Source organism: Vreelandella piezotolerans, assembly GCF_012427705.1.
GTDB lineage: Bacteria > Pseudomonadota > Gammaproteobacteria > Pseudomonadales > Halomonadaceae > Vreelandella > Vreelandella piezotolerans.
This window is the reverse complement of record NZ_CP048602.1, coordinates 3,823,392-3,847,159: the sequence shown is the minus strand read 5'-3', so window position 1 is coordinate 3,847,159 and position 23,768 is coordinate 3,823,392. Positions and strand designations below refer to the sequence as shown.

26 protein-coding genes are annotated in these 23,768 nt (G+C 55.1%); 14 read left to right on the top strand and 12 right to left on the bottom strand.

Annotated elements, in window-relative coordinates:
* Positions 1 to 874: 874 nt before the first annotated feature.
* From lnt to GYM47_RS17720, 3 genes are read right to left on the bottom strand one after another with little or no spacing between them, the layout of a single operon-like run.
* The gene (lnt, locus tag GYM47_RS17730) at positions 875 to 2,407 is read right to left on the bottom strand and encodes an apolipoprotein N-acyltransferase (protein WP_008958330.1); all 1,533 of its coding nucleotides are present in this window, start codon (positions 2,405 to 2,407) and stop codon (positions 875 to 877) included.
* Positions 2,408 to 2,411: 4 nt separating this feature from the next.
* Positions 2,412 to 2,909 carry a signal peptidase II gene (lspA, locus tag GYM47_RS17725; RefSeq protein ID WP_008958331.1) on the bottom strand — a complete coding sequence of 166 codons (498 nt, stop codon included), beginning with the start codon at positions 2,907 to 2,909 and terminating at the stop codon, positions 2,412 to 2,414.
* 3 nt (positions 2,910 to 2,912) lie between these two features.
* Positions 2,913 to 3,809, bottom strand: coding sequence for a cation efflux transmembrane domain-containing protein (locus GYM47_RS17720; RefSeq protein ID WP_004574643.1), 897 nt, complete (start codon positions 3,807 to 3,809; stop codon positions 2,913 to 2,915).
* Positions 3,810 to 3,904: 95 nt separating this feature from the next.
* On the opposite strand from GYM47_RS17720, the gene cadR reads away from it, so the two are divergent.
* The 4 genes from cadR (at position 3,905) to GYM47_RS17700 (ending at position 7,110) form a co-directional block, all read left to right on the top strand.
* Complete coding sequence (gene cadR, locus GYM47_RS17715) at positions 3,905 to 4,312, top strand: Cd(II)/Pb(II)-responsive transcriptional regulator (protein WP_004364961.1); 408 nt, start codon at positions 3,905 to 3,907, stop codon at positions 4,310 to 4,312.
* 648 nt (positions 4,313 to 4,960) lie between these two features.
* A complete protein-coding gene (locus tag GYM47_RS17710) occupies positions 4,961 to 5,167 on the top strand; it encodes a DUF2933 domain-containing protein (RefSeq protein ID WP_153844206.1) in 207 nt (68 codons plus the stop codon).
* A gap of 40 nt (positions 5,168 to 5,207) precedes the next feature.
* Entirely contained in the window at positions 5,208 to 5,552 is a 345-nt protein-coding gene (locus GYM47_RS17705) for a hypothetical protein (RefSeq protein WP_022522184.1), read from the top strand.
* A gap of 220 nt (positions 5,553 to 5,772) precedes the next feature.
* Positions 5,773 to 7,110, top strand: coding sequence for an APC family permease (locus tag GYM47_RS17700; protein ID WP_008958468.1), 1,338 nt, complete (start codon positions 5,773 to 5,775; stop codon positions 7,108 to 7,110).
* Between the two features lie 296 nt (positions 7,111 to 7,406).
* Here GYM47_RS17700 and GYM47_RS17690 read toward each other — a convergent pair whose 3' ends face one another.
* Complete coding sequence (locus GYM47_RS17690; RefSeq protein WP_153844212.1) at positions 7,407 to 8,351, bottom strand: IS5 family transposase; 945 nt, start codon at positions 8,349 to 8,351, stop codon at positions 7,407 to 7,409.
* Here GYM47_RS17690 and GYM47_RS17685 point away from each other — a divergent pair.
* From GYM47_RS17685 to GYM47_RS17670, 4 genes are all read left to right on the top strand, one after another.
* Positions 8,343 to 8,756, top strand: coding sequence for an ATPase (locus GYM47_RS17685; RefSeq protein ID WP_231128595.1), 414 nt, complete (start codon positions 8,343 to 8,345; stop codon positions 8,754 to 8,756). The genes GYM47_RS17690 and GYM47_RS17685 overlap by 9 nt on opposite strands.
* 121 nt (positions 8,757 to 8,877) lie before the next feature.
* Complete coding sequence (locus tag GYM47_RS17680) at positions 8,878 to 9,525, top strand: Spy/CpxP family protein refolding chaperone (protein WP_023004785.1); 648 nt, start codon at positions 8,878 to 8,880, stop codon at positions 9,523 to 9,525.
* Between the two features lie 77 nt (positions 9,526 to 9,602).
* Positions 9,603 to 12,110 (top strand): heavy metal translocating P-type ATPase, encoded by a 2,508-nt coding sequence (locus GYM47_RS17675; protein WP_153843594.1) that lies wholly within the window; start codon positions 9,603 to 9,605, stop codon positions 12,108 to 12,110.
* Positions 12,107 to 12,301 carry a DUF2933 domain-containing protein gene (locus GYM47_RS17670; protein ID WP_016915536.1) on the top strand — a complete coding sequence of 65 codons (195 nt, stop codon included), beginning with the start codon at positions 12,107 to 12,109 and terminating at the stop codon, positions 12,299 to 12,301. Before GYM47_RS17675 ends, GYM47_RS17670 begins: the two co-directional genes overlap by 4 nt.
* A gap of 611 nt (positions 12,302 to 12,912) precedes the next feature.
* Here GYM47_RS17670 and radC read toward each other — a convergent pair.
* The 6 genes from radC to GYM47_RS17640 form a co-directional block, all read right to left on the bottom strand.
* Positions 12,913 to 13,410: a RadC family protein gene (radC, locus tag GYM47_RS17665; protein ID WP_153843593.1), complete on the bottom strand. Its 498-nt coding sequence runs from the start codon at positions 13,408 to 13,410 to the stop codon at positions 12,913 to 12,915.
* Positions 13,411 to 13,500: 90 nt separating this feature from the next.
* Positions 13,501 to 14,112, bottom strand: a complete 612-nt coding sequence (locus GYM47_RS17660; protein WP_153843592.1) for a lambda exonuclease family protein — start codon at positions 14,110 to 14,112, stop codon at positions 13,501 to 13,503.
* 38 nt (positions 14,113 to 14,150) lie between these two features.
* Positions 14,151 to 14,900, bottom strand: a complete 750-nt coding sequence (locus tag GYM47_RS17655) for an ERF family protein (protein ID WP_153843591.1) — start codon at positions 14,898 to 14,900, stop codon at positions 14,151 to 14,153.
* 29 nt (positions 14,901 to 14,929) lie between these two features.
* Complete coding sequence (locus GYM47_RS17650) at positions 14,930 to 15,100, bottom strand: hypothetical protein (protein ID WP_153843590.1); 171 nt, start codon at positions 15,098 to 15,100, stop codon at positions 14,930 to 14,932.
* Between the two features lie 106 nt (positions 15,101 to 15,206).
* Positions 15,207 to 16,175 (bottom strand): DUF932 domain-containing protein, encoded by a 969-nt coding sequence (locus GYM47_RS17645; RefSeq protein WP_153843589.1) that lies wholly within the window; start codon positions 16,173 to 16,175, stop codon positions 15,207 to 15,209.
* Between the two features lie 98 nt (positions 16,176 to 16,273).
* Positions 16,274 to 16,612: a hypothetical protein gene (locus tag GYM47_RS17640; RefSeq protein ID WP_153843588.1), complete on the bottom strand. Its 339-nt coding sequence runs from the start codon at positions 16,610 to 16,612 to the stop codon at positions 16,274 to 16,276.
* Between the two features lie 155 nt (positions 16,613 to 16,767).
* Between GYM47_RS17640 and GYM47_RS17635 the strand changes: the two genes are divergently transcribed.
* The 3 genes from GYM47_RS17635 (at position 16,768) to GYM47_RS17625 (ending at position 19,903) form a co-directional block, all read left to right on the top strand.
* Positions 16,768 to 17,217 (top strand): LexA family protein, encoded by a 450-nt coding sequence (locus tag GYM47_RS17635; RefSeq protein ID WP_153843587.1) that lies wholly within the window; start codon positions 16,768 to 16,770, stop codon positions 17,215 to 17,217.
* Positions 17,214 to 18,518: a Y-family DNA polymerase gene (locus GYM47_RS17630; RefSeq protein WP_153843586.1), complete on the top strand. Its 1,305-nt coding sequence runs from the start codon at positions 17,214 to 17,216 to the stop codon at positions 18,516 to 18,518. Before GYM47_RS17635 ends, GYM47_RS17630 begins: the two co-directional genes overlap by 4 nt.
* Positions 18,519 to 19,045: 527 nt before the next feature.
* The gene (locus tag GYM47_RS17625; RefSeq protein WP_196781570.1) at positions 19,046 to 19,903 is read left to right on the top strand and encodes a protein NO VEIN domain-containing protein; all 858 of its coding nucleotides are present in this window, start codon (positions 19,046 to 19,048) and stop codon (positions 19,901 to 19,903) included.
* A gap of 53 nt (positions 19,904 to 19,956) precedes the next feature.
* Here GYM47_RS17625 and GYM47_RS17620 read toward each other — a convergent pair whose 3' ends face one another.
* On the bottom strand, positions 19,957 to 20,256 hold the full coding sequence (locus tag GYM47_RS17620) for a helix-turn-helix domain-containing protein (protein WP_139526139.1): 300 nt from the start codon (positions 20,254 to 20,256) through the stop codon (positions 19,957 to 19,959).
* A gap of 129 nt (positions 20,257 to 20,385) precedes the next feature.
* The gene (locus GYM47_RS17615) at positions 20,386 to 20,865 is read right to left on the bottom strand and encodes an Lrp/AsnC family transcriptional regulator (protein ID WP_153843585.1); all 480 of its coding nucleotides are present in this window, start codon (positions 20,863 to 20,865) and stop codon (positions 20,386 to 20,388) included.
* Positions 20,866 to 21,012: 147 nt separating this feature from the next.
* On the opposite strand from GYM47_RS17615, the gene GYM47_RS17610 reads away from it, so the two are divergent.
* From GYM47_RS17610 to GYM47_RS17600, 3 genes are all read left to right on the top strand, one after another.
* A complete protein-coding gene (locus tag GYM47_RS17610; RefSeq protein WP_153843584.1) occupies positions 21,013 to 22,053 on the top strand; it encodes a zinc-dependent alcohol dehydrogenase family protein in 1,041 nt (346 codons plus the stop codon).
* Between the two features lie 38 nt (positions 22,054 to 22,091).
* The gene (locus GYM47_RS17605) at positions 22,092 to 22,667 is read left to right on the top strand and encodes a histidine phosphatase family protein (RefSeq protein ID WP_153843583.1); all 576 of its coding nucleotides are present in this window, start codon (positions 22,092 to 22,094) and stop codon (positions 22,665 to 22,667) included.
* Positions 22,668 to 22,765: 98 nt separating this feature from the next.
* Positions 22,766 to 23,641: a pirin family protein gene (locus tag GYM47_RS17600; RefSeq protein WP_153843582.1), complete on the top strand. Its 876-nt coding sequence runs from the start codon at positions 22,766 to 22,768 to the stop codon at positions 23,639 to 23,641.
* The last annotated feature ends 127 nt before the right edge of the window (positions 23,642 to 23,768 follow it).

Here is a 23,768-nt window from a genome sequence, read left to right as displayed (position 1 = left end):
CACCTTATGGGTCACCACACTGTTAGCTACCGTCTCAACCGCCCACTTGTGTTATTAAGTAGAAAACAACCTCTTGGTCCTTTTAACTCCGACAAACCTGCTCCCGGCGAATGCTAGCCCTTACTTAGAAAACCAACTTCGCATTGTCAGCGAATAAATATACACTTTAGCGAATCTCAAATGTTTATGTTGAGACATGGAAGTTAACAAATTTCATATAAAATAAACTTATTACCTAACGACTGAGGCGCCTTCAGGCTTAGTAAGATCGACTGGCTCACTTCACAATAAAGTTTTCGTCGCGCCACATATTTGATCTGAAGGCTGTGGAAGGGAGTTAGATTATTATGTTAGGTAAGCAATATAGTGTTAATAAACAACTAAGAGGTTCATAACGGTGACAACGACCCACTCCAGCGCTCGCGCTTATGGTTGCAAACAGGAGAGTACATATGTCCGTTTGGCTTGTAGATCGTTGACCTGCTCGTGCACATGGGCCTTAGGTGAACGTAAACCTGCTGACTTCGCGATAAGAGATTGACGCGTTTACAGAGCAGGAACATGTCGATACGATTTCCCAGGGATATCTGGGCTATGAACGTATTGGCGGCTATGAAGAGCTTCATGAGCACCTGGGAGTTAGCGTTTCAGACCCTAATGCGACCACCTATCGCCCTGTGCTGGCAATTTTTGCCACTGCGTTACTCATCGATTTTTCTGCCAGTTGGGAGGTTCAGTGCATAATATTCAGGTTAAGGCGTGTCATGGTCTCTGTGAGTGCGGTCATACTGTGCTCTTCTTCTCCAAGCGGCGGAAAGGCTTGAAACAGCGGCTGACCGCCTTCCCAACCTATCTTGATTTGCCAGGAGCATCGCTAGGTTCCTTTTTCATCTAATGCGTCGTTTTTTGATCGAGATAAGTTCAGTTTTAACCCGAGCAGCGTCAGTAAGGCAGCGAGTATCCAAGCGGGGCCACTACCGGTGCGTGTGAAAGGAGTTAGGCCCTGCATCGGGGTCACCTCGCCAGTTAAACTGGCCTGTTCAAACTGTGGGGCACGGGCTGTGACGTGACCTTGTGAATCGATGATGGCCGTCACGCCATTACTGGTAGCTCGAAGTAGGTGACGACCATTTTCAAGGGCACGTAGACGCGCCATTTGAAGATGTTGGTGTGGGCCAATGGAACGCCCAAACCACGTGTCGTTGGAAACCGTTAATAGCAGCTCGGCATTACGCGCCTGTTGGGCGACATGGTCGGCGAAAATGATCTCGTAACAGATAGCATTGCCAATGGTGGTTCCAGCCACGTGTAACGGAGCCTGTACGTCTGAACCAGGGGTCAGCCGGGGTGTTGGCAAGTCGAAAAAAGCAAGGGTGTCAGCGAGGAGGCTTTGGAATGGCAAATACTCGCCAAAGGGCACTAAGTGCGCTTTTTGGTATTCGCCTTGCACATCATTTAGCCCTATGACGCTGTTATAAGAGCGCCCTTCACTGTCGCGTTGCAAAATGCCGGTCAACAAGGCGGTGTCAGGCCCCAGGTCGGACGCTACTTGTTCCAGTATTTGCTGTGCTTCCTGCTCAAGCATGGGAAGGGCTGCCTCAGGCCAAACGATGAGGTCGATATCCCTTGCTTGCACCCGTGTCATCGTCGTGTAGATACTGATCGCTTCGCGCTGCCCTTGGGCAGTCCACTTAATGCGCTGATCAAGATTCCCTTGCAACAATGCCACCTGGATGGGCTTGCCAGCCGGGGTTGTCCATTGGGCGGGCAATAGGAATGGAACGATCCACAGGGCGGCCATTGGGACGAGGAAAATCCAGCGGCGACGCAGTACCTCTACCCCTAACGTACCTGTCAGCGCGGTCATGAGTGACAGCAAGTACACACCACCAACGGGCGCCCATGGGGCTAGTGGAGAATCTATCTGAGAGGTGCCCAGCAATAACCAGGGAAAGCCGGTGAGCAACCAGGTGCGTAGCCATTCGCTCACCACCCACATACCGGCAAAGCTAAGAAAGGCGAACCGTGGCCCCGTGATGCGTCGATAGAGCCCAAAGGGGACTGCAAAGAAGAGCGCCAGGACGCTAACAAATAGCGTGGTGAGGAACATCGCCACCAAGGCCCCGGTGCCACCGAAATCGTGAATAGCAACGAAGACCCACGACGTGCCTGAACCGAACAGGCCTACCCCATAACACCACCCTCGCAGGGTGGCCATGGCGGGCGTTAGCGACGCTATTCTCCAATAGACCAGTGCCACGCTCACTGGGCCAAGCCACCATAGGGAAAAAGGGGCGGCACTCAAGGTAGTCAGTACCCCAGCGGCGAGCGCTACAACGCAATCGACTATTGGTGAGCGTCGCCCAGCAAAAAACGTATATTCTTTATCTTTATCGACCACATCCATAGCGTTACTCAGTGCGCTTAAATGTAGGCCGCTCACGCCATAGCGCCACTGCGTATACCACGACACCTGCCAATAACGCGATATCAGCCAGGTTGAAGGCCGGCCAATGCCAGTCTCGCCAATAGAAATCAAAGGAATCCACAACATAGCCGCGAAAGACCCGGTCAATCAGGTTGCCCATGGCGCCACCGAGGATAAGACTGTAAGCGATGGCTTCTCCTTTATGACGATTTTCAAGGATCAGCTTGATCAGAAAAATCGAGACCACTACCGCGATTCCGATAAAAAAGTAGCGCTGCCAGCCTCCACCATTCGCAAAAAGACTGAATGCGGCACCGGTGTTCCATAGGTGCACCCAGTTAAAGAACGGGGTCACCGAAACATACTCGCCATAGGCCATTGATTGCTGCACCAGCCACTTTACAGCCTGATCAGACGCTGCCAGCAGGCCCGATATGGACAATAGGGCATACGGCGAGAGCTTTTTGCCAATAATGAGCATTATTTAACCCTTCAACGCCAAAATGCGTCTGGCACCGTTAAGTACAATGCCCCCCGCGATGGTGCCGATAATCAGATCCGGATAATTGGAACCGGTCCACGCGACCAAGGCGCCGGCGGTGATGACCCCCAGGTTGATCACCACGTCGTTGGCCGAGAATATCCAGCTTGCCTTCATGTGCGCCCCGCCTTCCCGATGTTTGGATATGAGCAGCAGACAACTGGTATTGGCAATCAATGCGACGAATGCGATAGCCATCATCACCAGCGATTCAGGCTCACTACCGAATACAAAGCGTCTCACCACCTCTACGAGCACGCCCACAGCCAAGATCAGTTGCAGTACACCAGCAAGATGCGCGGCACGTACCTGCATTTTCACGCTATGTCCAACCGCATAAAGGGCAAGCCCGTACACCGCCGCATCGGCAAAATTGTCCAGGGATTCTCCAATCAGGCCGGTGGACTGGGCGATCAGACCGGCTGTCATTTCCACCACGAACAGAAGTGCATTGATGCCGAGCAACCAGCGCAGGGTCCCGGATTCTTGCTTAGCAGAAGCTGCCGAAAACTCGGCGGCCTTGATGGTCTCCGGATTTGCAGCGACGGTTTCCTGAAGCGAGGCGCCTAGCCCCAAGGTCTTCAGTTTCGAGGTGACGGGCTCGACCTCGCCGTCATGCACGACCTTCAGCCGGCGGTTCGACAAGTCGAAGGACAGCGCCCGAATCTCCTCAAAGCCGTTCAGGGCTAGGCGAATCATTCGTTCTTCTGATGGACAGTCCATTTTCGGCACGGCATAAACACTGACCCATCTCCCTGGCGCCTCGGAGGAGGCCTGTATATCGGTATCCGCTGCGGACGTTGCATCACCGCCACAGGCGCCACCACAGGATTTGCTCATGATACGACTCCACTTGAACAATGTTGTGGTACCATTTAAAACTATAAAGCTACTATAAGGTCAATAGAGTAAAGAATCCGTTGGGGAGGAGGCTGATGCGCATTGGTCAGTTGGCGCAGTTGGTAGGGGTCGAAACACAGACGATCCGCTTCTATGAACAGCAGGGCTTGTTGCCGCCGCCTGATCGGCAGGACAACGGTTACCGTGTCTATACCGAGAAGCATGGTGAGGGGCTGGCCTTCATCCGTCGCTGCAGAATCCTGGGCCTGTCACTGGCTGAGATTCACGAACTACAGAGCTATCAGGACGACCCTCATCAGCCTTGTACCGCCGTCAACGCCTTGCTCGATGATCACATCTCTCATGTGCGGTCGCAGATAACCGCTCTGCAAGCGCTTGAGAAACAACTCGTTTCACTGAGAGCGAGTTGCAACGATGACCGGGAAGTTGAGGCGTGTGGGGTTCTTGCTGGAATTAGCGAAGGAAACATGCACCAGCAGTAGGTGAAGCATCAACCAGATAATCCGATGAGATGCCGGTCTGTCTCACTCTCATGCAAAGGTAAGATCAACCATTAAATCCGTATACCCAATATTCACTGCACGCGTGCTAGAGTATGCCGTAGCCACAGCGATCATACCCCCGGGTCTGCAAAAGCTGCAGGGCGTAGCGAGCTTTAGCGCCATGTTTCTCAACTATGACCTGCACGCCCAGCGCCAAGTCCCCTTCAGTTACGTTTACCTTCACGCCTAGATACTTCCGAAGCTACTAATTGCTGGCCGATACGCTTATCTGGCTGGCTGCGCCACTGGCGCTATTCGTTGGCACCGTGTGACAGGTTCTGTCTTTAAAGCGATATACCTCGATAAACGTGAGCTCAAGTGCGCCTGTGTCGGCAACAGTAATACCCATTAAGCTTTGTATCGCTCACCGAAAACCTAATGATGATGGGAATGAGGCTATGGATACCGCTTGGGTAATTATCGCCTACTTTTTGCGAGGCGCTTGATCAGGATCATATTTCCCTCCGATGCTGTTCAGGTTGCGTTCAGACAAATCATCCATGCTGTTATTGGGATTATTTATTTGATTTTTCCCAAACCAACGGCCTTAACTGCTGTTGGCTCTTTGGGCGAGTTACTGAGGTGATTATGAGTAACAGTACAAGTAGTCGTTTGCTGATGTTGTGGGTGCCACTTGCTGGGTTTGTCATTTGGGCGGGATACCTGATTGGAACCGAGCACCGTCTCCACCTATTTCAGTTCTTACCTTTCCTCTTTTTGGCAGCATGCCCACTGATGCATATTTTCATGCATAAACACCACGGCGGTCATAAGAACAAAATAGACAAGGACTGAACCACTCTATATATACATGTACGCGCCTGGGAGAAAGACCATGAAAACGACACAACAAGAGCACCGCTTGGGTGTTTCCAAAAACACACTGGTGACTCGGAATTTAAAAATCAAGCCTAGTAAATCCAAACGCATTGAAGAAGCGCTGTCAGATATCGACCGACTCTATGGAATGGATAAGGTGGTCTACAACGAGAAAAACCGAAATATCAGCCTTGCTTACGATGCGCTGAGGCTCTGCATCGATGACGTTGAAAAAATTCTCAAGCTCCATGACATACAGGTCAGCGCTGATCGGTGGAACCGCTTTAAGAAGGAGTATTACCGTTTCGTCGATCAGAACGTTAAAGACAACGCTAAACAGGAACCTTGGAGCTGTCATTAATAGTCATAACGGCTACATGACACAACCAGGAGCAAGACTAGCTAGTTTAGGGTAAGAGCTGCTTGCCTGTGGCCTCGCAAAATCAGACCTTCCGTTAGTCATTTGCCATGTGGCTGCACATAGGTTCTATATTTAATTTATATAGCATCAAAAAACACCGCACAGGAGTCCTTGGCAGTTATTGCTGCTGTGGTTGCCGTTAATACAAGGAGTCGCTTTCATGGTTGGGCAGGATAGAACGCCACAATATAAAGAAAACAGTCTTTCGTTGGTCGGTGCCGTTGCATTAGGCACCGGCGTGATGATTGGGGCCGGTATTTTTGCGCTAACCGGCCAAATGGCCGAAATGACTGGTCGGCTATTTCCTCTAGCCTTTCTGGCCGCTGCCGTCATTGTCTCTTTCAGCGCTTATTCTTACGTTAAAATGTCCAATACCTTCCCATCAGCAGGTGGGATTGGCATGTATTTACAGAAAGCGTATGGCCCGACGCTTCCCACCGCCTTTCATGCCCTCCTGATGTATTTTTCCATGGTGATCGCACAGAGTTTTTTGGCGAGAACGTTTGGTTCCTACACGCTTGAGTTGTTTGACCTGGGGGATCGTTCACTATTTGTGCCCCTACTCGGGGTTGGTTTACTGCTAATAGCCTTTTTGATCAATTTATCCGCCAACCGCTTGATCGAGACCGTCGCCTCGGTGCTCGGATTTATCAAAATAGGTGGCATTATAGTGTTTGGTATTGTCGGCGTGTTTATTGCCGACTCCATCGAAATGGGTGCTGGCAACGATGCACCTACGCCTACGATAACGGGCTTTTTAGGTGCTACGGCGCTCGGCATACTGGCATTTAAAGGCTTCACGACGATTACCAATAGTGGTTCGGAGCTTAAAGATCCTAAGCGGAATCTTGGCAAAGCTATCACGATCTCGATTGCGCTATGCGTGGTGATCTATGCCCTTGTCGGTTTTGCCGTTGCCAGCAACCTATCTTTGCCTGAAATTATCGAAACCCAAGACTACTCCCTGGCCGCCGCTGCCCGTCCCGCACTGGGTGAAGCGGCAGTTGCGTTTACCGTCATTCTCGCCATGTTGGCAACGGCGGGCGGTATCATCGCCAGCGTCTTTGCCGTTTCACGCATGCTCGCCATGCTGACAGAAATGAAGCTGGTTCCTCACCGCCATTTCCACATGCCCGGCAGTGTACAAAAGCATACACTGGTGTACACCATCGTATTTGGCTTAGTGCTCACCGCTTTTTTTGACCTGAGCCGCATCGCAGCATTAGGCATCATTTTCTACCTGATCATGGATATGGCCATCCACTGGGGTGTGCTTCGTCATCTCAAGGACAGAGTGGGGGCTAATCCTGTTATTCCTAGCATTGCCATACTACTAGATGCTGTCGTGTTAATAGGCTTTTTATGGGTAAAAGCCATCTCGGACCCCATGGTGCTCATCGTTGCTGGCGTAGTAATGGCTACTCTTTTACTCGGCGAATGGATTTTCCTATCCAAACGCGACGCTTCAAACGATAGCGAGCACTCTCACACTCATTAACGTTAATAGCGTTATAGGAGGTACCAAATGGACGTTAGAACCTTTGGTGAATTGATCGATTGGACCCGTCAGTTACACGAGCATCTTGCAGCTTGCCTTGCTCATTGCGCCGATATACACGAAGAAGAGCGCGCTCGCATGTTGCTCAATTACTTAGGGAAGGTCTGAATAACTGCCGATATTCATCAACGCTTACTTGAGCCGACAAAAAATCGAAAATTCAGACACTCTTCTCCCTTTCTTTGTGTATTTTTGCTCCTTTCCCGCTCATTGAGCGGGAAAGGAGCGCAATCGCCCTATTCCCATAGGTATTTCTCACTGATCAGCAGGTTGCTGAACGCCGCCAGCAAGTGCAGGCGCTGAGTGTTTTTGGCCAGTCCACGATAGCGAGCCTTGCCATAACCAAAAACTTGTTTGATGTACCGAAAGGGGTGCTCCACCTTGGCACGGATACTGGCTTTGATGTTTTCGACTTTCTGTCGCCTGGCATCTAGCTTCTTGCGTGTGCCAGGCCGTTTGGCAATATACCAAGAGATATCGTTGCGGTGCTTGTGCTCGTCGCGTTTTTGAATACCCAGGTAACCGGCATCACCGAAGACGCGTTGCTCTTCACCGTGAAGGAGCTTATCGGCAGGCACAATGTCATGGACATTGGCAGCCGTGGTCTCGATGCTGTGAATCAACCCAAGCTTATCGTCGACACCTATATGCATTTTCATGCCAAAGTGCCAAGAGCTACCTTTTTTAGTCTGGTGCATTTCCGGATCGCGCTCGCCTTTTTTGTTTTTGGTGGAACTAGGCGCAGAGATGATAGTGGCATCGACAATGCTCCCTTCGCGCAGCATCAGGCCATTTTTCTCTAGGTGGTTGTTCACTTCCTGGAACAGCACCTTGCCAAGGCCGTGATGTTCCAGAAAATGGCGAAACTTGAGAATCGTGGTTTCGTCCGGCAATCGGTCTAGTTTCAAACCGGCGAATTGGCGCATGGACTCGATCTCGTAGAGGGCGTCTTCCATGGCCGGATCGCTCAGGTTGTAAAACAACTGCATGCAATGGACGCGGAGCATGGCAGACAACGGATACGGAGGCCGCCCGCTCTCGCCCTTGGGGTAATAACGGGCTATCTTCTTCTCCAGCTGCGTCCAGGGGATCAGCTTGTCCATCCGCTCCAGAAAGAGTTCGCGGCGAGTCTTTCTCTTCTTGTTCTGGTACTCGGCTTCGGAGAAGGTGATTTGATCCATGGCAGCACTGAAACCTATGCAGTTGACGATAGCCGTATTATCACTGATGGCAGTGACTTTTTCAGAGCTTCCTTAGCTGCACAGGAAGCGGAAATGCAGCGCGTTGTGGCGCGTTTTGAACAGACTACTGACGCGAAAGCATTAAAAACCTACGTTTATGACTATTTGGAGCATAAACCTATCCGTACGCATCGTACCTGCGATGCGCCCTATTCCACGCTAAGTGTTGACGACATTTGCCGAGAGGTTTTTGATTTCCATGAACAAACGATAAACCTTTATCGAACCCTCGTTGGCAAAGCGGAAATTCCTGAGGCTAAAGAGCTCTTAGATTCCCTTTTAGCACTTGAAGAGCACGAAGCCATGCGCCTTGTTCGCCAAACGGGGAGAATGAACGATGTCTGAAGACCATAACGAGACAAAGGTGAAAGTCACTGTTACATGGGATTGACCTCTGTGCAGCACGTAGCCGAATAATGTCAGCAAAGGGCCTGAATGGGCCCAACAGCTCGCTAGGAGAAGGATCATGGAAATTCGCAAGCATACTCTCGCTCTCGGACTCGCCCTGGCACTCGGTGCCAGTGGTAGCGGCATCGCTCTCGCCCAGAGCATGCCGACCAATCAGCCCAATCAGGGTAGCGGCATGACGGGCGGCAGCGGCGGCCAAGGCGGCATGGGCCCTGACATGATGGGCGGAATGATGGGCGGCGGCCAGGGCGACATGGGGCCCGGCATGATGGGGGGAATGATGAGTGGCGGCCAGGGCGGCATGGGGCCCGGCATGATGAAAGGCATGATGGGTGGCGGGATGATGACCTGCCCGATGATGGGAGGCGCCGGCATGGGCATGATGCGGGAGGTGCTCGACCCGGAGCAGCACGACGAGATGCGCGCGCTGATGCAGGAGCATCGCCCCGCCCAGTTCGAGCGCATGGGCCGCCTGATGAACCTACGCGAGGACCTGATGGCGGAGATGCGCGGCGAGCGCCCCGATCCTGAGGAGGTCCAGGCCCTGCACGGTCGGATGGCCGAGCTTCACGGCGAGATGATGGCCGAGAGGGTGCGTCTGGAAAATACCATGAACGACCTGCTCACCGACGAGCAACGCCAGCAGCTTCAGCAGGCCACCCCTGAGAGTGACGTCGACCCCGAGGACCACGAGGCCCATCACTGACCGGGAGTGTCACAGACTCAGGCAACAGGACGGCCATTGTTGGCCGTCCACTCGGCAACGCCCGCAGGAGACAAGCGATGAGCGATTCACCCCCCAACACGATCACCCTGACGGTCCCCGGCATGGGCAGTGACCACTGTGCCGGCATCGTGCGCAAGACGCTGGAACGCCTCGATGGCGTGGGCGAGATCCAGACCAATATCGCCAACCACCATGTCAGCGTGACCATCGAAGCAGGCGGGCCCGACGGCGACACCTTGAAGGAAGCCGTCGAAGGCGCCGGCTATGACGTGGCCGCCGTCAGTGGTGGTACCGGCATGCAACAGGTCCGCCTGACCGTTCCCGGCATGGGCTCGGACCACTGCGCCGGCATCATCCGCAGTACCCTGGAGCGGCTCGAGGGTATCGAATCAATCGACACCAATATCGCCAGCCATCGCGTCTCTGTGAGTATTGCCGCCGATGGCCCCGATGGCGATGCGCTCAAGCGCGCCGTGGAAGGGGCCGGCTATGAGGTGGCCGCCGTGCAGGCCGACGAGGCGGAGGATGCTGACAGCGACGCCGAGATCGAGGAGGCCTATCTTTCCCAGGCCCGCAAGCGGCTGATCATCGCTGCGGTACCCACCACCCTGATCATGCTGCTGATGATGCCGCACATGTTCTGGCAGCCGATTCCCGGCTACCTGGCCATCATCGCCGTGCTGGCCTTCCCGGTGGTGTTTCTCTATGGCGGTATCGCCACCCACAAGTCGACCTGGCGCTCGCTGAAGAACGGCACCTTCAACATGGACGTGCTGATCTCCATGGGCAGCCTGCCGCCCTACTTGATCGGCCTAGTCGGCTTCGTCTACCCCATGACCTCATTCATCGAGATGGCCGCCACCATCATGACCTTCCACCTGCTGGGCCGTTACCTGGAGGCACTCGCCAAGGGACGCGCCTCCCAGGCCATCCGCCGCCTAATGACCCTGGGTGCCAAGACAGCACGCGTCGAGCGCGATGGCGAGGAAGTCGAGGTGGCGGTGAAGGAGCTGGCCCCGGGCGACATCATGGTCGTGCGCCCCGGCGACAAGATCCCCACCGACGGCGAGGTGGTCGAGGGCGAGAGCCATCTCGACGAGTCCATCGCCACCGGCGAGTCGATACCGGTCTACAAGAGCACCGGCGACAGCGTGATCGGCGCCACCATCAACAAGGAGGGCCGATTGCGGGTCAAGGCGACCCGCGTCGGCGCCGATACTTTTCTCTCCCAAGTGGTGCGTCTGATCGACCAGGCTCAGGGCTCACGGGTGCCAATCCAAGAATTCGCCGACCGTATGACCGGCCGCTTCGTGCCAGCGGTACTGGCTATTTCACTGGCTAGCCTGATTGCATGGGCGCTGTTTCCAGACGTCCTGCGGCCGATTCTGGACTGGGGCGCGACCTTCCTGCCTTGGGTGAATCCAGATGCCAGCACACCAACGCTAGCCCTGATTGCCGCCGTCGCCGTGCTTGTCATCGCCTGTCCCTGCGCCCTCGGCCTAGCCACCCCCACCGCGCTGATGGTCGGCTCCGGCATCGGTGCCGAGCGTGGCATCCTGATCCGCTCCGGCGAAGCGATCCAGACCTTCAAGGACGTCAAAGTGATGGTGCTCGACAAGACCGGCACCATTACCCGCGGCGAGCCGAAGCTCACCGATGCCGTCACCGCCGAAGGAGTCGAGGAAACGCGCCTGCTGACCCTCGCCGCGAGCGTGGAGAACGCCTCGGAGCACCCCATCGCCCGGGCCATCGTGGATGGTGCTAAGGAACGCGATGTGAAGCCCGGTGAAGTCAGCGATTTTCGCTCCACCGGAGCGCGGGGCGTCTCGGGCAAGGTGGGCGATGAAACCGTGCTGATCGGCAATCGTCGACTGCTGGAAGAGGAAGGCGTGACAGGCCTTGAGGCTCTTGATGACGCCATGGCAGAGCTCGAGGGCAAGGGGCGCACCGTTGTGATCGTCGCCGCCGACGGTCAGGCCCTGGGCCTGGTGGCAGTGGCCGATACCCTCAAGGAAAAATCCGTAGAGGCCATCCGCGGCATGCATGACCTGGGCCTGCACGTGGTGATGATCACCGGCGACAACGAGCGCGCCGCCCGTGCCGTAGCAGACGAGGTGGGCATCGACGAGGTTCAGGCCGGGGTGTTGCCGGAAGGTAAGGTCGATGCCATCCGTAAACTTCAGGAGAAACATGGCAACCACGTGGCCATGGTCGGCGATGGCATCAATGATGCCGCGGCGTTGAAGCAAGCCAACGTTGGCATAGCCATCGGCGCGGGGGCAGATGTGGCCATTGAGGCCGCCGATGTGACCCTGGTGCGCGGCGAACTGACCGCCGTGGTGGATGCCATGCACCTATCTCGCGCCACCTTCGGCAAAATCGTCCAAAACCTGATCTGGGCCAGCGCTTATAACGTGGCAGCCATTCCCATCGCCGCGATTGGTCTGCTGCACCCGATGATCGGCGTCATCGCCATGACCGCAAGCTCTCTCTCCGTCATTGGCAACTCGCTGCTACTCAAGCGGCGCTTCGCCACAAACAACCCACAAGGAGACGCCAAATGAACCGCATTCACCACTGGATGATGACTGCTTGCTTAGTAATTATGGGCGTGGCCATGTTCTTTCTAATGTGGCGCGGCCAGTCACTGGGCACTGGGGCCTGGCTGTTGCTTCCCCTGACACTCTGTCTTGGCATGCATTTCCTCATGCATCGCCATTTCGGTCATCATCAAAGAAATAAGGATGAGAAGTGAGCCAGCGTCATTGCGTTCATGAAATCGATGTCTTCGGCATCAAATATAGCCAGTACTAGCTTCAGTCTTCCTTAAAGAGACAGGTGGCCAAGTAGTGACCACCTGCTATTTAAATATATAGATTTTGCTGGACTAGCATAGGTACTACTCAATATCCTGGATTTGAATATAGATAGAAAAAATAAAAACAAATAAAAACAAATACTTAATTTAACAAGAAGGAAATAACCATTGCCCTACTACCCAAACTGCATGGGCATAAGCTAGCAAGCAACCGGCCAGTTACTAAATCATGATCGCCAAAATATTCAGGTTTCTCGCTCTGTTCCTCCTGGCAATCATGGCTGGTTCTTCCGTAACCGCAATGACAACGATGTGACCATTGTCTTGCGCGTGGACGGAGATTATGGCGAGTTAGTGAAGGCCCTTTAACGGACTAGCCCCTAGTGCTCTCTAGAGTGCTAGGGGCTTCATGACTGTCATACATCGTTAAACAATTAACGCACTTTATACTCAAGAGCCTTGATACCAATAGCATCTGTTTCAGCCAAAAAAAGAAGCTTTTTTGAGAGCTACCACATTGGGCAGCTCTTGCTTTACCTCCCGTATCACTACAAATACCCCAACTCCGCAAATGACTGGCACCCTTCGCTCGCCACCACTACGTGATCAATCACCTTGATATCCATTAGCTCCAAGGCTTCCTTCAGGCGCTCAGTGATACGCCGATCCGCATCGCTAGGCTCAGGATCACCGCTGGGGTGGTTATGAACGAGGATGACTGCGGCGGCGTTGTAGGCGAGTGCCGCCTTTAGTACCTCTCGTGGGTACACGCTGGCTGAATCAATGGTTCCGCGAAACAGCTCTTCAAAGCGGATAACACGGTGTTGGCTGTCGAGAAACAACACGCTGAAGACTTCGTACTCATAGTCCTGCAGCAACAGCTGCAGGTGCTCAAATGCCTGCGAAGGCTGAGTAATCTTGCGGCCTTTGGCGAGCTTGCGGCGTGCGAACCGCTTGGCCATGGCGATGATGTCAGTTTCCGTGACAGGTGACGTGACTAAGTAGGTGCCCGCCACTTCACCGGCTTTGAGCTTGCTATGGGGCATAATGACCTCCAAAAAAATAAAGATGTCGGGGTGGTGACCCCGGCATCTATGTCGTTAGTAGTGAGTAAGTGTTGTGATTCAGTGGGTAAGTCACGCTGCCATCACTTGGCTGATGCGTCGCTCCATCTCTTCATGAAAGACCTCAACCCGCTCGGCAATCGTGCGGATCAGAGCCTCGTCTCGGTAGGCACGTTTCACAAACAGCGGCATACCCGGCCAGTAGCTCACAAAATCGATCCATTCCCGTTCACTGACCCAGAGCCCTCCCTGGCATTGGGGCACGTGTTCGTCGGGTATTTCCCCACTGAGCAGTACCTCGATCTGAAACTTGGGCAGCTTGGTTTTGATCTCCAGCAGGCCGTTTGTCCCAATCAAGCTATCCGGTGAGTAGCCTACGTTGTGGTTAAGGATCAGGCCCACTTCTTTAGGCTTCGGTGCGCCGGTCATATCGCGATACAGCGAGCGGGCGACGCTCTCTAGCTCCTGGCCCCGCTTGGTGTGGGCATTGCCTTGAAACGGCTCGGCCAGCTCGCCGGTCATACGCTCGCCGATCAACTGGTGCATGTAGGTAATGGCTCCGGTACCCAACCCACCGGGGCCTTTGCCGTTCACCAGCAGTGCCTTGAGTTCTGACATGGTGACGCGCCCAAGACGCGCCGCCAGCCACTCAGGAGAGCCTTGTGGCATGGTGAGTATCTTCATAACGCCTCCTGTAGGCGGTGAGTGAGCAGGCTGCGCCGCTATTTCACGGCTCGCTTGGTGAGGGATGCACGGAGCTTGTCGAAATCTGCCTGAGGCACCTGAACTGCAGTGCCGTATTTGCCGCTGAACCACTCTTGGGTTGTGGCTGGGCATTGGCTGATCAAACGCTGAATCTGCCCCGCTTGAAAAGCTGTAACCCTCTTCACGGCTGCACGTGTGCTGGTCTGACCGTTATCGTCTTGCCCGCGAGTGGTGATGTTGAGCAAGGCGCACAGTACGTAGCGCTTGCCGTAGCTGGTGGACGATCCAAAGGCTTGGACCGCGTTTTTGTTACCGCTCATGTCCGCAGGTAATAGCATGCTGGTCTCTTCACGGTGACCGTCCTTGTGCATCAGCACGCCCGTCACTTGAATGCCGCGTTCCTGTGTCTGAATACGGAAGCTCACTGCGAAGCCGTGCTTTTGTAGGATGGGCCGTACGGTATCGACAATGTCTTCCAGCGTGGCATAGCAACCGTTGTTGGTTTGGCCACGCTCTTCAATGCTGGGCAACTCTGTCTGCATCCCTGCCATAGCAGCGCTGTAGGCCATCATGGCTTGACGATCCATTACCCGTTCCTGCATTTCCAGCAGGCGCTCCATTTTGTCGATATCGACGTCAGGGTTAAGCGCCGCGCGCTCGATCACTTGGATAATGGCGGTACTGTCAGTGGTCGATGAAGAAGAGGTAGGCGGCACCGCCTGGAGAGATGATGCCTCTTGAGTGACCATGTTTGTCTTGTTCGCCATGACGGCTCTCCTTAAAAACGGTATGGGGGTTAGATATCGCTGGGCAACTGGTCGGGGGAGACCGGCACGAGCCTAAGCTCCGCGCGGTAAAACTGGCCTTTCGCCATGACGTAGGTGGTGGCTTGGGTTTGGTCTTGGGTCAGCAGGCGCTCCGTGAGCTGGGTAAGGGCCACGTCGAGATCGTGGTGTAGCGTTGCCATATAGGCCTCCAAACAAAAAAATGCCCAGCCGGTTAAGGGCTGGGCGTTTATGGGGTGAAGGTAGAGAGGTAAATCAGAAGGTAACGTGGTGATCACGCGTTAATGGTTAGCTGATCAGTGCCAGCGCCGTGTTGAGCGCCTCCTGCTTCATCTGTGCGCCTTGGCCGAACCAGGCAGAGTCCATACGGGTATCGTTACTGCGAGCGCGCTTTTCATGGTCAACGTATTCAGTCACGGCATTGAGCAAGCCCCAGGCCGTGTCCTTTGCGGTCACCAAGTGAGCACCACGCCCTTCGCCCTGGTAGAGCTTCTGTACCTTGTTGAGCGCTCGGTAGTTGGGCAGTTTGGAAGGATCGTCTAACGGCGTCTCCACGCCGCACATCACCGCCTGGAAGTAGTGTTGGGCTTCACGGTGATCAATTTTCCGCTCGGCTAGGGCTTTCATGCGATACATGAAGTCATTCCACTGCGACACCGAAATGCCAAGCTGACGCTTCACGGCACGCGGATCAAACTCTGAACGGTGAGGCACCTTCACCGCTTGTGACGTACCATCGACGGCAATTTGCAACGTGTTGTTGCACACCACCCGCACCGTGGTCGGCGTGGCCATGGTGGCAAGGGTGCCATCGCAGGAAGTGGCCAACAGCAAATAGTCATTGACCTCATCCTGACCTTTGAGTGACGTGCTTAAGCCGCTACGGGCTAGCGCCCAGAACTTACGACCGCCTTTGAGCACGCCAGCGGTTTCTAGCTCATACCCGGCGTACTCGGTCAGGTCACGGTAAAACTCTAAAATCTCCTCGGGCTGCACCACCTTATAGCGCTGCGACACCACCGACAGCGGTGCTTTGGTATCTGAGCGGTAGAGCACCTTTTGCTCAGGGAATGAGTGAATGCTGCCCAGGTGGCTAGCTCCTTCGGCGATAAAGCGCACCGGCGCTTCTTCGATATGCCAGTTCATACCGGCCTGTTGCTGCCAGACCTCTAACGGTTGATGACGAGACAGCTGTTGCCCCAGGCCATGCCAAGGGGTATCGCCAACGTAAGCCATGTGTTCAACGAGATGTGCCATGAGTCATTCTCCAGACATAAAAAAAGCGCTGACCAAAGGCCAGCGCGAGAAAGTGAATAAGCGGATCATTCGCCCCACACAGGGCGAACAACGATAGGTTAAGCGTTAGGTGCTAAAGGCGGGTAGGCGTCGCGGTAGGTGCAGCCGCAAGACAAGCATAACCACGGTGTCCCGCTGCCAACTGGCAGCCACTGTTCAAACAGCGAGGTGGCCATGCGTGAGCCGGTTTGACCTCCGGCCACGGCACCCATCATGGCGGCAGGCAGTTTTGCCAATGGAAAGCGAGTCAACGCCAATGGCAGTGGGCCGGTGATGGCCGTCGCGCGCCATGCGCCAATAGCACCGCCGATCAAGGTGCTGCCTACTACGCTCACACGTTGGGCAGTCTCCAGGTTCAGCATGCGCGTTGATGCACAACGCTTACAAAGTGGGGGCATATTGAAGCTCCTATGCAGAGGAAAACGATTCCACGGGGTAGATGCACAGGAGTGATATAGATCTGAAATTGGGTGGGATACGCCGATGAGGTATTGCGTTCAGTGAGTACTTTAAAGATACTGTTTTTATATACAGCTTTTTAATGGAGGTGCCCATGACTTTGCCGGTAACATTGCTGGGACAAGCGGACGCTTTTACGGTATCGCAGCCCTTGCCGCTCTATTCCTGTGCCGTGCGCGCAGGCTTTCCCTCGCCTGCAGATGACCATTTGGATACCGATCTAGATCTTCACCGTTATGTAGTGAAACGGCCTGCTGCAACGTATTTCGTACGTTCTGAAGGAGATTCCATGATTGGTGATGGAATTCATCATGGGGATTTGCTGGTGGTGGATCGCAGTCTTGAGGCCTTGCCAGGGCGTATTATCGTGATCTGCGTGGACGGCGAGCTCACAGTAAAGCGCCTTGAGCGAGTAGGGCAGCGAACCTATCTCCGGGCAAGTAATCCTGCTTACCCGCCCATTCCCTTAGATGGTCGTGAGGCGCACGTCTGGGGCGTAGTGACTCATGTGCTTCACAGCTTTCCAGGGGCAACGCTGCAATGATGGCCCTGATCGACTGCAACAATTTCTATGTCTCTTGCGAGCGGGTCTTCAACCCGTCACTGGAAGGTCGTCCCGTAGGGGTACTATCCAATAACGATGGTTGCGTCGTCGCACGCTCTAACGAATTAAAAGCGCTGGGCGTTGAAATGGGGGCTGCCATGCACCTGTTAACGCCGGAAGTGCGCCGCCAAGCCGTCCTGCTATCCAGCAACTATGCGTTGTATGGTGACATGTCCCAACGGGTAACTGAGGTGCTGGGGGAGTTTTCACCCCATGTAGAGGTGTACTCCATCGACGAAAGCTTTGTCGGGTTTCAGGGATTTGAGGTAGACACCCTGGAGCAACGAGGCCAAGCTCTGCGGGATACGGTGAAGCAGTGGACAGGTATACCTGTGTCAGTGGGTTTTGCGCCGACTCGGGTGTTGGCCAAGGTCGCCAATCATGCCGCTAAAAAACACCCTGCATATAGAGACCAAGGTGTATGCACGTTGCTTGCAGAAGGCGCGCCTACTAAAGCGTTGTTGAAGCAGTTGCCTGTCACCGAACTATGGGGCATTGCACGCCGCACCAGCGAGCGATTACGCGTCATGGGCATTGAGACTGCCTGGGACCTGCGAGAGGCAGACCCGAAACATATCCGTCGGCAATTTAGTGTGGTGCAGGAGCGCATTGTCTGGGAGTTGCGGGGGCAACCCTCCATTCAGCTAGATGACATGAGCCAGCCTAAACAACAGATCATGGTGTCTCGTTCGTTTGGGCGGCTTACCAACGATCCCCATCAGTTAAGGGAGGCGCTACGGCATCATGCTGCCAGGGCGGGCGAAAAACTTCGTAAGCAGCAAAGCGTCACCAGCGCCGTCATGGTGTTTATCCGCACAAACTCGTTTCGGACAGATTTACCCCAATATCGTCAACGAATGGTCATTTCTCTGGATCGGCCCACTGATGATAGTCGTGAGATCATCGCCGCTGCGGTACAGGGTTTGCGTCGTCTCTGGCGAAAAGGGTACGCCTTTCACAAAGTGGGTCTCATGCTGCTTGATCTATCGCCTAAAGCTAACCGACAGCTCACCCTCACTGAAACCCTTCAGACTGATGAAGAAGACAAACGTAGCGAACGACTGATGAACACTATGGACATGCTTAACCGTGAGCTAGGCAGAGGTGCTGTGCAAATTGGCTTGGCGCGCTCTAACAACGCATGGTCACTGCGAAGCGAGCGACGAACGCCGCGTTACACCACTCAGTGGGGCGAGCTGCTAATAGCAAGGACTGGATTCAAAAAATTAAGAACACCTTAGCCATCAGGGAAGCTCTCAGATCCATGCTATGATATTTCTTTTGAGTCTATCTTTAGATTCGTTAAGATGAGAGCCCCTGCGATCAGGAGAGTCTAGCCCACTGCATCAATCACCGACTGATCAAGTCTGTTAGGTTGCAAATGAATTGCATGGTGGAGTACCTCAACAGCCGTATTAGCGACGTGCTGACGACTCGTCGCTAACTTTAGGCAGAAAATCTGGAGCATACGCGACAAGCGATACTGTTAGCTGATCAGTCACCCTGCCTTGTGGAAAGTGCTACATCATCAATCGCCGATCACGGGGATGAGGAAATGGCAGGCCGAGGGCCCCGGGTTATTTGCCAAGCTGGCAGGCAATCACATAGGGCCCTACAGCTATGACCTTGGAGGGAGCTTCTCTAGACCAAATGGGTAGTATATTGGGTAGTGAAATTATTTTTTTTATGTTTTTTTGTAATATTTAATTGATTTTTAAGATATTTTTTTATAAATCAATATTAAGATTCAGAATATTGAGTGATGAACATGAGTCGAGCGATAGCTTGGAGTGCAAGGGAGGTAGAGGCAACCGTTGCTACCTACCGGCAGATGTTAGTAGCGGAACTGAGCGGGCAAAGTTATAACAAGCGTGCACTTAACCGAACACTGATGGCACAGCTTGATGGCCGCTCGGCCGGTGCCATTGAGTTCAAGCACTGTAATATCAGTGCAGTGTTGCGCGATGCTAACTGCCCCTATGTCGATGGCTACAAGCCTCGTAGTAACTATCAACAAAGCCTAGTTGACGTTGTCGAGGAGCTGTTGCTAGGCAACGAGCTCGTTGATCGAGCAGCACGTTTGGCTGCTGATCTCCCAGTGGTGGATACCGTTGGCATCGTCGATGAACGTATCATTGTCGAACCTCCTAGAACGACACCACCGCAACAAGGCGTTCGCGAATTTCATGCTGATTATTCGGTCCGCCCGCCGCAAAAACGCGACTACCTGGCTCGGGAAACCCGCAATCGTGAGCTAGGGCTTGCAGGTGAGCACCTAGTGATGCGGTTTGAGCAGCATCGGCTGCTCCAAGCAGGGCTGGATAAGCTGGCTGAGCGGGTAGAGCACGTCGCGGTGACTGAGGGCGATGGATTAGGGTTCGATATCCGCTCCTTCGAGCCTGACGGCCGTGACCGGCTGATCGAAGTCAAAACAACCGCGTTTGCCAAGGAGTGCGCGTTTTTCATCACACCTAACGAGCTAAACTGTTCGCGCACCCATTCTGAACACTATCATTTGTTCCGCCTGTTCAACTTCCGTAAGGGCCCGAAACTATTTTTCCTGAAAGGCGATCTCCACGAACAGCTCTGGCTGGAGCCCGATAGCTACCGCGCGGGAGTGCGTTGAGCCAGATGGTTGAGTAACGCGATCAGCTTAGTTCGTTGACGTTCAACCGCTGCTCAAACTTCTAGACCCTCTTTGAGCACCTCTTCGATGGAGGAGGGCTGTTTAGCGGCGAGGGTATTGGGTTGGGTCAGCGCATAGAGCCGTGCCAGGTCATCCAGGCTTTGCCAGAGCAACAGCAGTTGGCGAAAGGATATCTGGCCGGTCGTTTCGAATTTCTTGATGGTGGGGGCGGGCACGTTGCTGCGCTGCGCCAGCGCCGCACGGGATAGCTTGGCCTGCTCACGCAACCTGCGTAGGTGGGCAGCAAAGGCCTGCTGAACATCGGTATCGTCTAACAACAGAACACGGGGCATAAGCTCACTTTCTTTATCTGGATACTACTATATCCATTTTAGGCTATTTTAGCCATTTATGGACATGGTTATATCCATCTTATGGCTGCTGAATACACCTTCTTTCAGCGCTCTTCTCCATTGCCTCGCTCACAGCCCCAACAACTCCTCAACCGGCAAATGACTGGTCGCTTTCATTTCCCTCAGCGAGAGGTTGGAGCGGATGCTCGACACCCCAGGCAGCTGGCGCAGCACCGTTTCGACGAAGTGGCTGTAGTCGTCCAGGTCTTTGGCCACCACTTGCAGTAAAAAATCGGCCTCGCCGGTGGTATTGTGGCAGCTCAGTACCCGGGAGCTGGCCTGGATGATGCGCTCGAACTCTGCCGTCGCGGCTTCGCTGTGTTGGGTGCAGGTAATTTGCACAAAGGCCAGAACGCTGGCACCGACTTTGCGTCGATTGAGGATAGCTTGATAGTCCTCGATCACGCCGAGCGTTTCCAGTCGTTTGTGACGCCGCCAGCAGGTGGCTTCGCTCAGGTGAAGATGCTCGGCCAACTGCGCGTTGGAGACACGCCCATCGGCTTGGAGCAACGCGGCCAATTTGGCATCCTTTTTATCCAATTCGCTCATGTTGAAAGCTCCTTTTGGTTTATCCCCTTTATATGAAAGAGTGCTTCAAAATGGCGGGGAATGTCCATCAGAAGGAAACGTAATTTCGGGCAGGGCTCGCTATAGTGGCCGTACTCAACTTGCTGCTAACGCGTTCAGGAGAACCCTATGAAAGCCGTGGTATTCGAGCAGTTTTCCGCCCCGCCCAGCATCCAGCAGGTGCCCGACCCTTCACCTGCGCCCCACGGGGTGGTGGTCAAGGTGATGGCCAACGGCGTATGCCGCAGTGATTGGCACGGCTGGATGGGTCACGACCCGGATATCCAGCTTCCCCATGTGCCGGGGCATGAGCTGTCCGGCGTGGTGGAAGCGGTAGGCAAGGACGTGACGAAGTGGCGGGTCGGGGATCGTGTGACCGTGCCGTTCGTGGGCGGCTGCGGCACCTGCCCGGAGTGCAACGCGGGTCACCATCAGGTGTGCGATCACCAGTTCCAGCCGGGCTTCACCCACTGGGGCTCGTTTGCCGAGAATGTGAGCATTCACTACGCCGACGTAAACCTGGTCGCCCTGCCGGACACCCTGACGTTCGATACCGCCGCCAGCCTCGGCTGCCGATTCGTGACCTCTTTTCGTGCGGTGATAGACCAGGGCCGCGTGTCCGCCGGGCAGTGGGTGGCCGTGCACGGCTGTGGTGGCGTGGGGCTGTCGGCGATCATGATCGCCAGCGCAGCCGGTGCCAACGTGGTGGCGGTGGATATTTCCGAGCAGGCGTTGGCTTTGGCGCGCCAGCTAGGGGCGGTGGCTACGGTGAATGCCAATCAAGTGGCCGACGTGGTGGAGGCGGTGGTCGAGATCACCCAAGGGGGCGCGCACGTCTCGCTGGATGCGCTGGGCCACCCCACCACCTGCTTCAACTCTATTAGCAATTTGCGCAAGCGCGGCAAGCATGTCCAGGTAGGGTTGATGCTGGCAGATCACAGCACGCCTGCCATCCCCATGAGCAAGGTGATTGCCAATGAGCTGGAAATTCTGGGCAGTCATGGCATGCAGGCGCATCGCTACGGTGCCATGTTGGCGATGATCCAGTCGGGCAAACTGGCACCCGAACGGCTGATTGGCCGCCGCATTACGTTGGAGGAATCCGTGCAGGCGTTGACCAATATGGATAAGTTCGAAGGCGTGGGAGTCACCGTCGTCACGAAATTTTGATAAAAGAGGGGAGTTCGTTCTCACCAGAGGGTTTGCCCATGTCCCCGCTCCGCATTCTTATCCTGTACATGCTTTCGGGCCTGATTTGCCTTGTACCCCTCACTGCTCAGGCCAACACCGCCACCTGGCAAGCCCTCCAAGAGGGCGGTTTGGTCATTCTCATGCGCCATTCGCTGGCGCCCGGCATTGGCGACCCGCCGGGGTTCGTATTGGAGGCGTGCGAGACCCAGCGCAACCTCTCCAGCGAAGGTCGCGCCCATGCCGTGGCAGCGGGGCAGGCGTTACGGGAGCAGGGCGTGACGATCGATGCGGTGTACAGCTCCCAGTGGTGCCGAGCGCTGGACACCGCTGAGCTGATGGCGGTGGGGCCTGTCATGTCTGCGCCGTGGCTGAATTCGTTCTTTCGCGGGCGTGGGGATCAGGTGGCCATTACCCAAGCGGCTCGTGAACGTATGGCGGGGTGGCAGGGGCCGGGGAATCTGTTGCTGGTCACGCATCAGGTGAATATCACGGCGCTGACCGGCGGCGGCGTCAGCTCTGGAGAAATGGTGGTCGTGCGCCCCCAAGAGGAGGGTTTTACGGTGGTGGGGCGGCTGAATGTTCCCAGCCGCTAGCGGTTTCTGTGCATTTCCTTCAATGAACCGGGGTAAATTATTCGCTCCTCATCCATCAACTGAGGTTTTACGCTGGGCGTATCGATAAGGAGGACGTTATGTCATCAGCCAATACCCCATCCGTTCGCCGCGTGGTCGCTCAGCATGCGGCTCGTCGGGACGATATCGGCGATTTGGTCACCCGTCGGCCGTTGCCGGGGCCGGGGCTGGATCAGCTCGATCCGTTTCTGTTCTTGAACCACCACGGCCCCCAGACGTACCCGCCCAACAATCAGGGGCTGCCCTTTGGGCCGCACCCGCACCGTGGGTTTGAAACGGTCACCTTCATTTTGGAAGGTTCGCTGGCCCACGCGGATAGCGCCAAGCACCAGAGCGTGATTCACGCAGGCGGCGTGCAGTGGATGACCGCTGGCAGCGGCATCGTGCATGCGGAAATTTCCCCAGAGGAATTTCTGCGCGACGGCGGACCGCTGGAAATCCTGCAGCTGTGGGTCAACTTGCCGTCACGGCTCAAGATGAGCGAGCCCCGCTACGTAGGCCTGCAGGAGGACGGCATCCCCGCCGTTCCACTGGCGGGCGGCGGTACGCTCAACCTGATCGCCGGGGAGTGGCAGGGGCAGTCAGGCCCTATCGAGTCGCTGACCGGCGTGTTCATGTCCACACTCGCCCTGCCTGCGGATACGCGTGAGCAGCTTCCCGTCGCCCCTGGGCGGCAGGTGTTTCTATACGTGGTGAGTGGTGAGGTGACGGTGGGTGGCGAGCCTGTCAAAGCGCACCATTTGATCGAAGTCGACCGCGACGGTGACCACCTCACCATCGAGGCCGCCAGCGACGCGCGCCTGCTGTTTGGTCATGGCGAGGTGATCGATGAGCCGGTCTACTCCCACGGCCCCTTCGTGATGACCACCCGCGACGAGATCGTGCAAGCGGTCGAAGACTACCAGAACGGCAAGTTTGGCGGGCTAGACGCGTAAGTCGCCGCATGGCGGCATAGCGAGCGGTGCGCGGACACGTCGTCGCGCACCGTTTTCATGCCTATTCGTCCGATTTATTTGATGATTCGTCGGAATCTTGGCGGTTCTCGTTCCCTATCATGGCGCG